13 protein-coding genes are annotated in these 16,385 nt (G+C 44.5%); all 13 read left to right on the top strand.

Annotated elements, in window-relative coordinates; genetic code table 11:
• Nucleotides 1-217: 217 nt before the first annotated feature.
• Nucleotides 218-1,492: an EF-P 5-aminopentanol modification-associated protein YfmF gene (gene yfmF, locus ACSFXN_RS11150; RefSeq protein WP_437150187.1), complete on the top strand. Its 1,275-nt coding sequence runs from the start codon at nt 218-220 to the stop codon at nt 1,490-1,492.
• Nucleotides 1,485-2,786, top strand: coding sequence for an EF-P 5-aminopentanol modification-associated protein YfmH (gene yfmH, locus ACSFXN_RS11145; RefSeq protein WP_437150186.1), 1,302 nt, complete (start codon nt 1,485-1,487; stop codon nt 2,784-2,786). The genes yfmF and yfmH overlap by 8 nt, the downstream gene beginning before the upstream one ends.
• On the top strand, nt 2,783-3,502 hold the full coding sequence (gene ymfI / locus ACSFXN_RS11140; RefSeq protein ID WP_437150185.1) for an elongation factor P 5-aminopentanone reductase: 720 nt from the start codon (nt 2,783-2,785) through the stop codon (nt 3,500-3,502). The genes yfmH and ymfI overlap by 4 nt, the downstream gene beginning before the upstream one ends.
• A gap of 205 nt (nt 3,503-3,707) precedes the next feature.
• Nucleotides 3,708-4,505 (top strand): DUF3388 domain-containing protein, encoded by a 798-nt coding sequence (locus ACSFXN_RS11135; protein WP_300989570.1) that lies wholly within the window; start codon nt 3,708-3,710, stop codon nt 4,503-4,505.
• Nucleotides 4,506-4,522: 17 nt separating this feature from the next.
• A complete protein-coding gene (locus ACSFXN_RS11130) occupies nt 4,523-5,416 on the top strand; it encodes a helix-turn-helix domain-containing protein (RefSeq protein WP_437150184.1) in 894 nt (297 codons plus the stop codon).
• 48 nt (nt 5,417-5,464) lie between these two features.
• Complete coding sequence (gene pgsA / locus ACSFXN_RS11125) at nt 5,465-6,043, top strand: CDP-diacylglycerol--glycerol-3-phosphate 3-phosphatidyltransferase (RefSeq protein ID WP_437150183.1); 579 nt, start codon at nt 5,465-5,467, stop codon at nt 6,041-6,043.
• A gap of 30 nt (nt 6,044-6,073) precedes the next feature.
• The gene (locus tag ACSFXN_RS11120; protein WP_437150182.1) at nt 6,074-7,327 is read left to right on the top strand and encodes a competence/damage-inducible protein A; all 1,254 of its coding nucleotides are present in this window, start codon (nt 6,074-6,076) and stop codon (nt 7,325-7,327) included.
• 174 nt (nt 7,328-7,501) lie between these two features.
• Nucleotides 7,502-8,557, top strand: a complete 1,056-nt coding sequence (gene recA, locus ACSFXN_RS11115; protein ID WP_437150181.1) for a recombinase RecA — start codon at nt 7,502-7,504, stop codon at nt 8,555-8,557.
• Nucleotides 8,558-8,840: 283 nt separating this feature from the next.
• The gene (gene rny, locus ACSFXN_RS11110) at nt 8,841-10,400 is read left to right on the top strand and encodes a ribonuclease Y (RefSeq protein ID WP_437150179.1); all 1,560 of its coding nucleotides are present in this window, start codon (nt 8,841-8,843) and stop codon (nt 10,398-10,400) included.
• 67 nt (nt 10,401-10,467) lie between these two features.
• The gene (locus tag ACSFXN_RS11105) at nt 10,468-11,265 is read left to right on the top strand and encodes a TIGR00282 family metallophosphoesterase (RefSeq protein ID WP_437150177.1); all 798 of its coding nucleotides are present in this window, start codon (nt 10,468-10,470) and stop codon (nt 11,263-11,265) included.
• A gap of 104 nt (nt 11,266-11,369) precedes the next feature.
• Nucleotides 11,370-12,902, top strand: coding sequence for a tRNA (N6-isopentenyl adenosine(37)-C2)-methylthiotransferase MiaB (gene miaB, locus ACSFXN_RS11100; protein ID WP_437150176.1), 1,533 nt, complete (start codon nt 11,370-11,372; stop codon nt 12,900-12,902).
• A gap of 4 nt (nt 12,903-12,906) precedes the next feature.
• Nucleotides 12,907-13,335 (top strand): RicAFT regulatory complex protein RicA family protein, encoded by a 429-nt coding sequence (locus ACSFXN_RS11095; protein WP_301854670.1) that lies wholly within the window; start codon nt 12,907-12,909, stop codon nt 13,333-13,335.
• Nucleotides 13,336-13,858: 523 nt separating this feature from the next.
• Entirely contained in the window at nt 13,859-16,384 is a 2,526-nt protein-coding gene (gene mutS / locus ACSFXN_RS11090; RefSeq protein ID WP_437150175.1) for a DNA mismatch repair protein MutS, read from the top strand.
• Nucleotide 16,385 lies beyond the last annotated feature (1 nt).

Here is a 16,385-nt window from a genome sequence, read left to right as displayed (position 1 = left end):
TGGAAAGCTGAACGGCCGTTCAGCTTTTCTTATTGTCCAGCTCCGGCGGCCAACTCCTCGGGCCATAAGCTGTCTTGGCTGTGCGGCAAAAATCGCCGCTTCACCGGTTTGTCTTATGCCTTTCGGAGCTGAGCGGCCGTTTCCGCTTTTCTTTGTTTGCATTTAGCCGAAAAGGTTCGGTATAGTTAGACTATGAACGAAGAGAGGGGATTTCCATATGTTTCAAACAACTAGTATTGCAAAAGGCGTCAATGTGCATGTTAACGAAACGACACAATTCAAAACGATAAATTTTTCGCTGAAATTTAAAGATAAATTAACAAAAGAAAAGGCGTCTGCCCGGTCGATTCTGGCGAATGTCCTGCAGCACAGCAATGAAGTGTACCCTTCTCATACTGCGCTTCGCATGGTGCTTGATGATTTATACGGCACGTCTCTGTACATAGATTCTTCTAAACGGGGCAATGAGCATATTGTGACATTGAATGTGGAAACGGTGAACGACCAGTATTTGTCTGAAGAAGGCGTATTGGAAAAAGTTCTGAATTTAATGTACATCGTATTGTTTAAACCGAATTTTGAAAATGGCCTATTTAAAGAAACCATTTTTAACCGTGAAAAAGAAGCGGTCAAACAGCGCATCGAATCCATTTTTGATGAGAAGACGCGTTATGCCCAGCAGCGGATGATGGAACTGGCGCTCCCTGAACATCCGGCTTCCATTCAAGCGAATGGAACTCTCGAAGAAGTAGAGCAGGTGACAAACGAAAAGCTGTTTAAGGAATATCAAGCAATGATCAATGACAACGAAATTGAGATTTATGCAGTTGGAGATATTCAGTCTGAGACGATTGCAGCATATATAAAAGAATTCTTCCATTTCAAAGACCGGGAAAAGTCCATTGATGCACCATCAGTAGAATTGGTACAGCCGGCTCAATCACGGGTTGTTGAATATGAAGATATGAAACAAGGAAAGCTTCATATGGCTTTCTTTACCCCGATTACATTCTATGATGAAAAGTTTCCAGTCATGCAGTTGATGAACGGGATTCTCGGCGGTTATGCGCATTCCAAACTGTTCGTCAATATACGCGAAAAAGAAAGCATGGCTTATTACGTATCCAGCTCGTACGCTTCCCAGTTTGGATTGATGTTCGTACTTGCAGGCATTGATTCCAAATTAGAAGAAAAGGCGGTTAAACTTGTTCTTGAGCAATTGGAAGAAGTGAAAAAAGGCAATATTTCCGATACGGAACTGGAACAGACAAAAGCATTGCTGATCAATCAATTGAGAGAAGCACTGGATTCAGCACGGGGCCAGATTGATATCTATGACCAGTACATGGAATTGACGGATTCATTTGAACCGGACTATTTAATCAGCAAATGGAAGAGCATCACCAAAGAGGATATTGCACAGGCTGCACAGCAATTATCATTGGAAATGACTTATTTCCTATCAGGCAAGGAGGATGATTCAGTTGAATAAAGTACATTTTGATCAATTGGATGAAACACTTTATCAAGAGCAATTGCCTAACGGGCTGGAAGTTTATATCTTACCGAAAAAAGGATTCTCGAAAACTTTTGCGACATTCACCACTAAATACGGTTCAATCGACAATCATTTTGTTCCATTTGGCGGGCAGGAACCAGTCAAAGTACCGGATGGCATCGCTCATTTCCTGGAGCACAAAATGTTTGAAAAAGAAGATGGCGATGTATTCCAGCAGTTCAGCAAACAAGGCGCTTCTGCAAATGCGTTCACTTCTTTTACACGGACGGCTTATTTATTCTCGGCAACCGATCAAATTACTGAAAATGTCGGAACTTTGTTGGATTTCGTTCAAAGTCCATATTTCACTGAAAAGACAGTCGAAAAAGAAAAAGGGATCATTGCACAGGAAATTACGATGTACGACGATCAGCCGGACTGGCGCCTGTACTTTGGCATGATCGAGAACCTGTATAAAAACCATCCGGTGAAAATCGATATTGCCGGAACGGTCGATTCAATCCAGGAAATCACGGCTGAGCATTTATATACTTGCTATAACACGTTCTATCATCCTTCGAATATGGTTTTGTTCGTCGTTGGAGCGGTTGAGCCGGAAAGTATGATGGATTTTATCAGAACAAACCAAAGCGAAAAAACGTTTGACGAGCCGAAAGAAATCAAACGGATTTATCCGGAAGAGCCAATTGAAGCGGCAATCAAAGAACGGACATTGGAAATGAGTGTTCAAAAACCGAAAGTATTTGTAGGCATCAAACCCGAGGTTTTGAATTTATCCGGCACTCAGATGCTCAAACATGAATTGGCATCACAATTGGCTTTCGAATTATTATTCGGGCGTACTTCCGATTTTTATCACCGTGCTTATGAAAATGGCTGGATTGATGAATCGTATTCGTTTGATTACTCGCTGGAAAACGGCTTTGGTTATGCATTGATTGGATCCGATACGTCTGAACCTGAAGTTCTGGCCAAAGAAATCCAGCATACATTGGATGCAGCGATAGAAAAATGGCCATTTGGCCAGGCAGACCTGGACCGCGTGCGCCGGAAAAAGATCGGCTTTTTCTTAAGAGCCTTGAATTCGCCTGAGTATATTGCCAATCAGTTTACACGCTACACGTTCAACCAAATGAATCTTTTCGATGTGGTGCCTTTTCTTGAAGCTTTAGAAGTTCCTGATTTGCAAGCCGCTTTTGCTACGGCCAGTCTGGACAGCCAGCGTTCGGTCTTTACCATCGTGCCTCCTAAGAAGGAAACTGTGTGAAACGATTTGCAGTAATTTTGGGCGCTTCAGGAGAAATTGGAGAAGCGATTGCCCAGCAGCTGGCCGAAACCGGCTGGTCGCTTTATCTTCACTGGAATACCAATCCGGTTGTTGAGCTTACTGGAAAATTAGAAGCAAAATATCCATACCAGGAATTCATTGGCGTCCAGGCTGATTTTAGCCAGCCGGACGGAGCTCGTAAAGTCGCTGAAAATGTCTATGATGCATCCTGCATCGTAGTAGCAAGCGGCCATGCCCTTATGAAAATGCTGATAGATACATCTGAAGAGGAGATGGATGCGTTATGGCGTGTCCATGTCCGAAATCCTGTCGCCGCTATCAAATTGATTTCTCCATACTTCCACCGCCACCAGAAGACGTATGTTGTCTTTATCACATCAATCTGGGGGCAAACTGGGGCTGCGCTTGAGACGATGTATTCATCGGTCAAAGGGGCACAAACAGCATTTGTGAAAGCTTATGCGAAGGAAATGGCAGCGTCAGGAACACGTGTAAATGCGATTGCTCCAGGCTTTATCCAAACGAAAATGAATAACGCTTTTGACACTGAAGAGCTTTTGGCCATTGCAGAAGAAATACCGCTGGGGCTGGGCACTTGCCAAGACATAGCCGATGCAGTCGATTTTCTGGTAGGCGGCAAAGCGGATTACATGACAGGCCAAACCCTTCATATCAATGGTGGCTGGCATATGTAGAAAAGCTTTCAAAAATCAATGCAAAAGGGTCTATTTGCTAAGTTTTCTGGTTTTTAATATGAACAAATAGTACTAAAGGAGTTGGCCAGCTTATGTTTTCAAGCCAACTCCTTTTTATTGCCCCTTTTCTTGTAGTTGTAAATCAGCTATCATAAGAGGTAGGGACTTTGAACGCCATATACTGATATGAAAGGTCGGATGATGAATGATCGAATGGTATTTTGAATACGAAATTCAAGTGAATCGTCCGGGTTTATTAGGGGATATAGCTTCACTTCTTGGGATGTTGCGCGTTAATATTGTGACGATTAATGGTGTTGACCAAGGCAGGCGAGGAATGCTCTTACGTGCTGAACATTATGTTCAGCTGGAACGTTTTGAACAAATCGTTTCAACTATTGAAACGATTGCAGTGAAGAAGTTCCGTGAACCCAAATTGCGTGATATTTTAGCTGTCCGGCACGGACGGTATATCCAGCGCGATGCAGATGACCGCAAGACATTTCGTTTCGTCCGCGATGAACTTGGCTTGCTGGTTGATTTCATGGCTGAAATTTTCAAGCAAGAAGGCCATAAATTGGTGGGAATCCGGGGGATGCCAAGGGTTGGCAAGACAGAATCGGTTGTCGCTGCCAGTGTCAGCGCCAATAGAAAGTGGATTTTCCTTTCTTCCACGATGATCAAACAAACCGTGCGGAACAGTCTGATGGGCGATGAGCACAATTCCAATAATATTTTTATATTGGATGGCATTGTAACACGCCGTTCCGCAGATGAGCGCCATCAGCAACTGGTTCGGGAAATGATGCGCATGCCTACGATTAAAGTGGTGGAACATCCCGATTTGTTTGTCCAGCAGTCTGAGTACAACATCGAAGATTTCGATTATATTATCGAATTGCGCCATCATCCAGACGAGAAGATTACATATGAAGTTTTAGAGAAAAACAACTTCATGGACGACCGGAACCAAGCGGATATGTTCGGCGGTTTTAACTTTTAAGCAGGCAGGTGATCGTATTGAGTGAATTAGGTACTCGTTTGAAAGAAGCGAGAATCGCAAAAGGGTATAGTATAGAGGATTTACAAGAGGTAACAAAAATTCAAAAACGGTACTTAGCCGGTATTGAAGAAGGCAATTACAGTATGATGCCAGGTCCGTTTTACGCGCGTGCTTTTATCAAGCAGTACGCGGAAGCAGTAGGACTCCAGTCGGATGAACTGTTTGAACAATATAAATCAGAATTACCGGTGCCAGCCAGAGACGAGTCGGGAGCATTGATTGCGCCGCCAACACCGTCACGCCGGGAAACTTTCGCTAAACATTCCTCTAATCGGACAGGTGAAATAATGCCGAAAGTGATTGTGGCTTTGTTTATCGTAGTCATTTTGGCTGTAGTGGTCTTCTTTTATTCAAACCTTGATACCAATGATCCGATTGAAGAAGGAACAGAAAATGAAGGCGGAGTACAGTATGAAGAAGCTGCTGAGGAACAAACTCCAGCCGAGCCGGCCAAAGAGCCCGCTAAAGAAGAACCAGCCAAAGAAGAACCAGCCAAAGAGCCTGTAGAAAAAGAGCCGGCAAAACCTGAGGCAAGCTTAGATGTTAAAGGAAGCAAAGGCGAAACAACAACCTATGCCTGGACAGGTCCGGCTAAAAGAGAGCTTGTCATCAAAGCGAGCGGGGGACCGTCATGGGTTCAGGCAATGGGGCCCGACCAAAAAGATTTAATACCCGCACGCACAATGGCTAAAAATGATGCCGAAAACATCGATGTAACTGGCCTTTCACAAATTCGTATACGGCTTGGGGCGACCCCGAATGTGGTATTGACACTTAACGGCGAACCGGTTAAATATACGCAGGATCTTCTTACTCAAAATATTGTTATTCAATTTAAAGACGTGGAATAGCCATCTTTTGATGGCTATTTTTCTTGATAGGACGAAAGGAGAAACACTATGAACATTCCAAACCGCATCACCATTTCCAGAATTTTATTGATTCCAATTTTTATGGTGATCATGCTAGTCGATTTTGGATGGGGAGACATGACGCTTTTCGGAGCGGAAATGCCGGTTAGACACTTTGTCGGAGGGCTGATTTTTATTATTGCCTCACTGACAGACTGGGTCGACGGTTACTATGCCCGTAAATATAATCTAGTTACTACTTTTGGGAAATTTTTAGATCCACTTGCTGATAAATTGCTTGTTTCAGCAGCCTTGATTATTTTAGTGGAGCTTGAATTTGCCGCTTCATGGATTGTTATTATCATTATCAGCCGGGAATTCGCGGTTACAGGACTTCGTTTGGTATTGGCAGGAGAAGGGGAAGTGGTGGCAGCCGGCAGTTTAGGCAAGATTAAAACAACTGCGCAGATTCTGGCCATTGCCGCGCTATTGCTCCATAATACGATTTTTGCTTTAGTTAATATTCCATTCGGGGAAATTATGCTTTATATAGCGCTTATTTTCACGGTTTGGTCTGGTTGGGATTATTTCTATGCCAACCGCCGGGGATTGCTTGCTTCGAAATAAAGATTGCAGTTTGAGAAGGGGTGGAGTCAGATGAATGCAGAAATTATTGCAGTGGGATCGGAACTTTTGCTTGGCCAAATCACAAACACGAATGCGCGTTTTTTATCCAGCCATTTGGCGGAACTCGGTATTAATGTGTATTACCACACTGTGGTCGGCGACAATGCCGGCCGCTTGGAGGATGTCATTAAAATTGCTGAAGAGCGCGCTGATTTAATCATCTTTACCGGTGGCCTTGGCCCGACTAAAGATGATTTGACAAAAGAAACCATAGCCCGTCATTTAGGGACAACACTTGAAATGGATGCATATGCCCTGAAATCCATCGAGGCATTTTTTGAACGAGCCGGACGGGTAATGACGGAAAACAATAAAAAACAGGCGCTTGTTTTAAAAGACAGTGAAGTGCTGGTCAATAACCATGGGATGGCTCCAGGAATGCTGTATAAAAATGATGGCCGGGTGTATATTTTGCTGCCGGGACCGCCAAAAGAAATGGAACCGATGTTCCAGTTTGAAGGCAAACCGAAATTGGCTCGTTTATTGAATCAAGCGGATGTCATTTTATCTCATGTCTTGCGTTTTTACGGCATTGGGGAAGCGGAACTGGAAGACCGCCTGCAGGATCTGCTGGACCGGCAAACCAATCCGACTATTGCCCCGCTGGCATCTGACGGAGAAGTGACGCTTCGCATTACCGCGAAAACGGCCACAGAAGAGCAGGCTTGGGAATTGATCAACAAAGCGAAAAAAGAGATTTTGGATGATGTAGGGGAATATCTTTATGGTTACGACGACGATTCACTTGCTTCCAAAACGATTGAATTATTGAGTGAGCAATCGAAAACAATTTCAGCTGCTGAAAGTTTAACAGCTGGACTTTTCCAATCAGAGCTGGCAGCATTAGCTGGAGCGAGTGCGGTTCTTTCAGGCGGAGTGATTGCCTATAACGAAGAAATGAAAATTACTCAGCTTGGGTTGTCTCCTGAGCTGCTTAAAGAATACGGCGTAGTCAGTGAAGAAACTGCCATTGCGATGGCTGAAGCAGTCCGTGAGAAGTTCAACACGGATATCAGTGTCGGCCTGACAGGGGCTGCAGGGCCGGATAGTCATGGCAATCAGCCGGCTGGAACTGTCTGGATCGGCATCGCGACAGCTGAGGAAACCAAAGCTTACCGGCTTCAATTATCGGGAATGCGCAATACCAACCGTCTAAGAGCTGTAAAATTGGCGCTTTCTTATATTATACGAACACTGACAGAAGGAAATGCACGCAAAATTTAATTTTGCGTGTTTTTTTGTTCTCAAAAAGGGAATTTGCTATTTATAGGGTGAACAAATCACAAATTTAAAAACACGAACACGAATAAACGTTCGCTTTTTTCTTGTGTATTTCTCAATAACCTAGTATAATAGAGACAGGTAGAAAAAATGGTTTTAATTAGAGGAGGACTTCTTTTGAGCGATCGTAAAGCGGCATTAGACATGGCGTTAAAGAGTATAGAAAAGCAATTCGGTAAAGGTTCGGTCATGAAATTAGGAGAAAAAAGCGACCGGAATGTATCATCAGTTTCCAGCGGTTCATTGGCGCTAGATACTGCTCTAGGAATAGGCGGATATCCGCGCGGACGGGTTATCGAAATATATGGACCTGAAAGCTCGGGTAAAACGACTGTTTCTCTTCACGCCATTGCGGAAGTGCAGGCTATAGGTGGGACAGCAGCATTTATCGATGCTGAGCACGCATTAGATCCGATGTACGCTAAAGCACTAGGTGTTAATATTGATGAGCTGCTCCTGTCTCAGCCGGATACAGGCGAGCAAGCACTTGAAATTACAGAAGCATTAGTTCGAAGCGGCGCTGTTGATATTGTTGTAGTTGACTCAGTAGCAGCATTAGTGCCAAAAGCGGAAATTGAAGGCGAAATGGGCGACTCACATATGGGTCTGCAAGCACGCTTAATGTCTCAGGCGCTTCGTAAACTCTCGGGCGTCATTAATAAATCGAACACAATTGTGATTTTCATCAACCAGATCCGTGAAAAAATCGGCGTTATGTTCGGTAACCCGGAAACGACTCCAGGCGGCCGTGCATTGAAGTTCTATTCGTCTGTCCGTTTGGAAGTAAGACGTGCTGAAGCTTTGAAATCCGGCACGGATATCATCGGGAACAGAACGAAGATCAAAGTCGTCAAAAACAAAGTGGCTCCGCCGTTCCGTACAGCTGAAGTGGATATTATGTACGGAAAAGGGATTTCCCGTGAAGGTGAAATCGTTGATATCGGTTCAGAGATGGAGATTATTCAGAAAAGCGGTTCTTGGTATTCGTATAATGAGGAACGTATTGGACAAGGCCGTGAAAACGCCAAACAATTCCTGATTAGCAATCCAGAAATACGCCATGAAATCTCAAACAAAATCCGGGAATCATTTGGCATGGAAGCAGCAACCTACACGATTGCTGCACGTGAAGAAGAACCGGAAGAGTTTAATTTACTTATTGATGAGGAATAATATGCTTCGTATGAAAAACCGTCCAGCTTTTGCTGAGCGGTTTTTTCTCATAGCTCCATTTTTGCAGAATCCTGGAAGATTAAGAGTGGATAGAAGCCGGAAATCTATCGCCAATGCTTGATTGTACAGGTTTTCTCGCTAGTCAATGGGTTGACACGACATAAGTCCATCTATACAATTAAAATTGTATAATTTACTATTTTTACAACGATTGATGTCGAACAATGGTTTTATTATTTCGTTCTTGAAAAATGTTAAAAGAATAGCAAGAGGAGGTGTCCGAATGGGTATTAACGAGATCATCTTCGCTTTGCTTGGTATCATCGTCGGTGTAGTTGTTGGGTATTATGCGTTAAAAAAAGCTAACGATTCCAATATAGCAGGCGCTAAAAATTCTGCGGAGCAAATAGTTGAAGATGCGAAAAGAGAAGCAGAAGCCCTGAAAAAAGAAGCATTATTGGAAGCGAAAGACGAAAATCATAAATTGCGTACTGAAACAGAATCTGAAATTCGGGAACGCCGATTAGAACTTCAAAGACAAGAAAATCGGTTGTTGCAGAGAGAAGAAAATTTGGATCGCAAGGATGATGCATTAAACAAAAGAGAAGCTAGTCTGGAACGCAAAGACGAAGCGCTCGCAGAAAAACAACAGCATATTGTACAGATGGAGAGCAAAGCTGAGGAATTAGTCCGGCAGCAACAATCCGAAATGGAACGCATTTCATCTTTGACACGCGAAGAAGCAAGATCGATTATTTTGCAGCAAGTTGAAAATGAACTTTCTACAGATATTGCTGCAATGATCAAAGAAACTGAAGCGCGTGCGAAAGAAGAATCAGACAAAAAAGCGAAAAACATTTTATCATTGGCTATGCAGCGTTTTGCAGCAGACCACGTGGCAGAAACGACTGTTTCCGTAGTCAACTTGCCGAATGATGAGATGAAAGGCCGCATTATTGGCCGCGAAGGACGCAACATCCGTACGTTGGAAACCTTGACCGGAATCGATTTAATCATTGACGATACACCGGAAGCAGTTATTTTATCCGGATTCGATCCGATCAGACGTGAAACAGCCAGATTAGCTCTTGAGAAATTGGTGTCTGATGGCCGTATCCATCCAGCGCGCATTGAAGAAATGGTTGAGAAGTCAAGACGGGAAGTGGATGAACAAATTCGTGAGATTGGTGAGCAAACCACATTTGACGTTGGAGTCCATAACTTGCATCCAGATTTGATCAAGATTCTAGGCCGCCTTCGTTACCGTACAAGCTATGGACAAAATGTCTTAAAACATTCCGTGGAAGTTGCATTCCTTTCGGGCTTAATGGCCGCGGAACTGGGTGAAGACGTAACCTTGGCAAGACGTGCCGGTCTACTGCATGATATCGGGAAAGCCATTGACCATGAAGTTGAAGGCAGCCACGTAGAAATCGGCGTAGAACTTGGCATGAAATATAAAGAACATCCTGTTGTTATCAACAGTATTGCTTCCCACCACGGGGATACAGAAGCGACATCGATCATTTCAGTGATTGTCGCAGCAGCGGATGCGTTGTCTGCAGCACGCCCTGGCGCAAGAAGCGAGACTCTCGAAAATTATATTCGCAGACTCGAAAAACTCGAAGAAATTTCCGAATCGTACGAAGGTGTTGAGAAATCATTCGCCATTCAAGCAGGCCGTGAAATCCGGATTATGGTCCGGCCGGAACAAATTGATGATATGACAGCGCATCGTCTGGCACGTGATATCCGGAAACGGATTGAAGAAGAGCTTGATTATCCTGGCCATATCAAAGTGACGGTTATTAGAGAAACACGAGCAGTTGAATATGCAAAATAATAAGAGTAAGGCTTCGATGAATGTCTATTCAAAGAAGCCTTTTTCTTATGGAAAAAGGTGAACAAAATTGAAAATTTTATTTATTGGAGATATTGTCGGTTCTATCGGCAGGGAAGCATTAGAGTCATATTTGCCAAGGTTGAAGCGGAAGTATGCCCCCGATGTTGTCATCGCTAACGGCGAAAATGCAGCAGCAGGGCGGGGCATCACCCAATCAATTTATCAGGACCTGTTATTCATGGGTGTCGACGTCATTACGATGGGCAACCATACCTGGGACCAAAAAGAGATTTTCGACTTTATCGATGATGTCGATTACTTGATCCGTCCCGCTAACTTTTCTCCGGAAGCTCCTGGACGCGGAATGGCTACAATCACGAAAAATGGCAAGACCTTATCCGTGATCAACTTGCATGGCCGCGTCTTTTTGCTGCCGCATGACGATCCTTTCCAAAAAGCGGATGAGCTTTTAGCAGAAGCGAAAGCCATCTCCCCACTGGTCTTTGTCGATTTTCATGCTGAAGCGACAAGCGAAAAAATTGCAATGGGCTGGCATTTGGATGGCCGAGCTTCCGTTGTCGTAGGGACCCATACCCATGTTCAAACCGCCGATGCGCGGATCTTGCCGAATGGCACTGCTTATATATCGGATGTCGGGATGACCGGCCCTTACGATGAAATATTGGGCATGACGAAAGAATCGGTGCTTTACCGGTTCAAAACAAATATGCCGACTCGTTTTGAAGTGCCGAAACGCGGGCGTTCTGTCGTAAGCGGCTTTTTCACGGAAGTCGATGACGAAACCGGAAAAGCTGTTTCTTTTGAACGAGTTTACATTAATGACGATTACCCGTTCCAGAACTAATTTTTCTTCCCGTTCTTGTCGATTCTCCGACAATTGATACACCTGCCTTGTAGTAAGGCTGCTGTATTCAGTATAATAAAGTGATGATTGAAAGGGGTTTTTTCATGAATGAGGAACAGCGAATGCAAACAACTCAAGTAACGGCTGCGCCATCAGAAAAGGACTATAGCCAATACTTTCAGAGTGTTTATACACCGCCTTCATTGAAGGAAGCAAAAAAGCGAGGGAAAGAACAAGTCTCCTATTTCGATAATTTCAAAATCGATCCCCGATTTGAAAAGATGGGAGAAGGCCGCAAGTTCTATATCCGCACTTATGGATGTCAGATGAACGAACATGACACCGAAGTGATGGCCGGCATATTTATGCAATTGGGCTATGATATTACTGAATCGGTCAACGATGCAGATGTTATCCTGTTAAATACCTGTGCCATTCGTGAAAATGCTGAAAACAAAGTGTTCGGGGAACTGGGACATTTGAAGCCTTTGAAATTGGAAAAACCGGATTTGCTGATTGGGGTTTGCGGCTGTATGTCGCAAGAAGAATCCGTGGTCAATAAAATCCTGAAAACCTACGATCAAGTAGATATGATTTTTGGCACGCATAATATCCACCGGCTGCCTGAAATTTTGAATGAAGCGTACTTATCGAAAGAAATGGTCATCGACGTCTGGTCAAAAGAAGGCGATGTCATTGAAAACTTGCCAAAAGTCCGCAAAGGCAAAATCAAGGCTTGGGTGAATATCATGTATGGCTGCGATAAATTCTGTACGTATTGCATTGTTCCGTATACACGCGGTAAAGAGCGTTCCCGCCGTCCCGAAGACATTATCCAGGAAGTGCGCCACTTGGCAGCACAAGGGTATAAGGAAGTGACGCTGCTGGGCCAGAATGTCAACGCCTACGGCAAAGACTTTGCCGATTTAAAATATGGGCTTGGTGACTTGATGGATGAGCTGCGCACGATCGATTTGCCGCGCATCCGTTTTACGACCAGCCATCCGCGCGATTTCGATGATTATTTGATCCAAGTACTCGCAAAAGGCGGAAATCTTGTCGACCATATCCATTTACCTGTACAATCAGGTTCGACAAGCATGTTAAAAATCATGGCCCGCAAATATTCACGTGAACATTATTTGGAACTGGTCCGGAAAATCCGGGAAGCCATTCCCACTGTATCGCTGACAACGGACATCATCGTCGGATTCCCGAACGAAACAGATGAGCAGTTTGAAGAAACCCTGTCTTTATTCAAAGAAGTCGGTTTTGAAATGGCGTTTACGTATATCTATTCTCCACGCGAAGGCACGCCAGCAGCGAAGATGATAGACAATGTCCCGATGGAAGTGAAAAAAGAGCGGCTTCAGCGTCTAAATGCAGTTGTGAACGAATACGCTTTAAATGCAATGACTGCATATAAAGGGAAGATTGTCGAAGTGCTTGTTGAAGGTGAAAGCAAGAAAAACCCCGATGTATTATCGGGATATACAGCGAAAAACAAACTCGTCAATTTTGTCGGCCCCAAGTCGATTATCGGCCAATTGGTAAAAGTAAAGATTACAACAACAAAAACATGGTCTCTGAACGGTGAACTAGTAGAAACCGGAGCAGGCCAAGAAATGGGTGTCTAATTACATGACGTATTCAAAAGAAGAAATTATTGCAAAAGCACGCGAAGTGGCGGACATGATCGCCGAAACAGAAGAAGTGGAATTCTTCAAACGTGCGGAAGCTCAAATAAATGAAAACCAAAAAATCCGTGAGAAAATTGCCAGCATGAAGAGCCTTCAAAAACAAGCGGTCAACTTCCAAGCATACGGAAAAGAGCGTGCTTTAGGATTGATCGAAGGAAAAATCCAAAAAATCGAAGAAGAAATCGACGCTGTGCCGATTGTCCAGGAATTCAAACAATCACAAAGCGATGTTAATGCACTTTTGCAAATGGTTTCAACAGCTATCGCGAACCAAGTGACAAACAACATCATCACTTCAACTGGCGGAGACCTTCTTCGCGGTGAAACCGGCTCAAAAGTGGAAGCCAGCAAACCGACTAAACTATCTTAAGAAAAGCGCAGGGGGCCATCTAGCCCCGACAAGCGCTGGAGGGTTTGGCTTGAATGGCGTACTTGGCCATTCAGGACAAGACCGAAGCGACCTCGAGGGGCTGGCCACTGGAGCTAGCCAATAAGAAAAGCGGAAGCGCCTGAATAGTCCCGACAGGCTTAAGGCAGAACACCGAAACGGCGCTTTTTGCCGTACAAGTGGGCTGTCTTAAGACCCCGAGGGACTAGGCGCTGCAGCTAGACAATAAGAAAAGCGAAAACGGCCGTTCAGCTCCGAAAGGCATAAGACGGATTGGCGAAGCGGCGATTTTTGCCGCACAGCTAAGTCGGCTTATGACCCGAGGAGTTGGCCGTGGCAGCTGGCCAATAAGAAAAGCGGAAACGGCTGCTCAGCTTTGACCGCTAAGAAATTAAGAAATAATGAAATAAACTGAAAGGGCTCCGGCTCTTTCAGTTTTTTCTTTTCTCCCTTTGTTTTTGTTATAATGGAATGACAACGAAAAGTTTGTGAAAGAGGTAAAAAAATGGCACCTACACCAATGATGCAACAATATATGCAAGTGAAATCCGATTACCAGGACGCCTTCTTATTTTTCCGTCTGGGCGATTTTTATGAAATGTTTTATGACGATGCGTTACAAGCATCCCAAATCCTTGAAATTACATTAACCAGCCGAGGTGGCACCGGGGATGACCGCATTCCCATGTGTGGGGTCCCCCATCATGCGGCGCAGAACTATATCGATCAATTGATCTCCAAAGGTCATAAAGTGGCGCTTTGCGAGCAAGTAGAAGATCCTAAAACGACAAAAGGGATGGTCAAACGCGAAGTGGTTCGGCTGATCACTCCAGGCACCCATACCGAAGGCAAAAGCATCGATTCTAAATCGAATATGTTTTTGGCAGCGGCTGAACAGCTTACAGATGGCTTTGCTTTGTCATATGTCGACATCAGCACAGGTGAAGCTAGCGCCATGTACATAGCAGGAACAGAAAAAGCGCTGCTTCAGGAACTGCAGTCATTAAATATCAAAGAGCTGGTGGTTTCCGAGCAATTATTTTTATTGCTGAACGAAGATTCCCAGGACTTGGTACTGTCAATCGAACCGATGGACTTCATATACAATGCAGATGAGCGGCTGTTGTCCACTTGTCCGGAAGATTTGAAGCTAAGCATTCAGCGACTTTTAACTTATATCTCACGGACGCAAAAGCAATCACTCGAACATATACAACCGTTCGTTTTTAATGAAAATGGTCAATTGCTGTCGATTGATTTCCATTCAAAGCGCAATTTGGAATTGCTGCAGTCCATTCGCGGTGGTGAATCGAAAGGCACGCTTCTTTGGCTGCTCGATGAAACGGTAACCGCAATGGGCAGCCGTAAATTGAAACAATGGTTGCATCAGCCGCTGGCGAACCGCCATCTGATTGAAAAGCGGCAGCAACTGGTTGAAGTGCTGATCGATCAGTATTTTGTCCGGGTAGAGTTGCAGGAATTATTAAAAGAAGTTTATGATTTGGAACGCTTGAGCGGCCGCATCGCTTTTGGCAGCGCCAGTGGACGTGATTTAGCACAGCTCAGAAGTTCACTTGAAAAAGTGCCGACCATCATTGCAGAGCTGGCGAATTCCGGACATGGAACCCTCGCTAATTTCAGCGATAAGCTCGACCGCTGCGGGGAGGTATGCGAGCTTCTGGAAGCAATCAGTGAAAATCCGCCGCTGTCTTCGAAAGAAGGCGGAGTCATCCGTGATGGCTTCCATGAAAAGTTGGATGAATACCGTTATGCATCCCGCAATGGCAAAGACTGGATTGCTCAGCTTGAACAGGAAGAACGTGTGAAGACTGGCATTAAGTCATTGAAAATCGGCTATAACCGAATTTTCGGCTACTATATTGAAATATCCAAAGCCAATATGCACTTGGCCGATCTTGACCGCTATGAGCGAAAACAGACGCTTGCCAATGCTGAACGCTACATTACACCGGAACTGAAAGAAAAAGAAACACTGATTTTGACTGCGGAAGAAGAAAGCCTGCATCTGGAATATGAATTATTCGTTAAGATCCGTGAAGAAGTGAAACAGTATATCGGCCGCATCCAACAGCTTGCTTCCACACTCAGTGAACTGGATGTATTTATGAGTTTTGCCAATGTCGCTGAGAAATACCGTTTTGTTAAGCCGGTATTCAACGATTCCCGTGAAATATCAATTATCGAAGGCCGCCATCCGGTGGTCGAAAAAATGCTCAATAAGCAGCTCTACGTACCGAATGACTGTGTGTTAACGAACAGCCAAAATATGCTGTTGATCACCGGGCCCAATATGTCTGGTAAAAGTACATATATGAGGCAAGTCGCTTTGACAATCGTGCTGGCGCAAATCGGGAGCTATGTACCGGCGGAATCGGCAAACTTGCCCATAGTTGACCAGATATTCACGCGCATTGGCGCCGCTGATGACCTTGTGTCGGGCCAGAGTACATTTATGGTGGAAATGCTTGAGTCGCAGTACGCCATCACGCATGCGACTGAGCGCAGTCTGCTGCTATTCGATGAAATCGGGAGAGGCACATCAACTTACGACGGTATGGCACTCGCCCAGTCGATGATTGAATACATTCATGAACATATCGGCGCCAATACCTTGTTTTCCACGCATTACCATGAATTGACGGCACTCGACCAATCATTGGATAAATTGAGCAACGTCCATGTTGCGGCAATGGAGCAATCCGGAAAAGTGGTATTTTTGCATAAAGTGAAAAAAGGGCCGGCTGATAAAAGCTATGGCATTCATGTCGCTGAACTTGCGGAGCTGCCGCAGCCGATTTTAGAACGGGCGCGTGAATTGCTTGCCAGTTTTGAAGCTGAAAATAAAAAACACGTCAGCCAAGTGGAACAACTGTCATTTTTTGATGAGCGGGACACTGAAGGCGAAGAAGTATTGCAAGCAATCGCGGATATTAATATTGCAGCGATGACGCCGCTGCAATCGCTGCAATTATTGAACGACCTGCAAGTCAAGTTAAGCAAAAAGGAGTGAG

Source organism: Planococcus sp. 1R117A (assembly GCF_051417975.1).
In the GTDB taxonomy this organism is placed as follows: Bacteria; Bacillota; Bacilli; order Bacillales_A; family Planococcaceae; genus Planococcus; species Planococcus shenhongbingii.
This window is presented reverse-complemented; position numbering and strand designations above follow the sequence as displayed.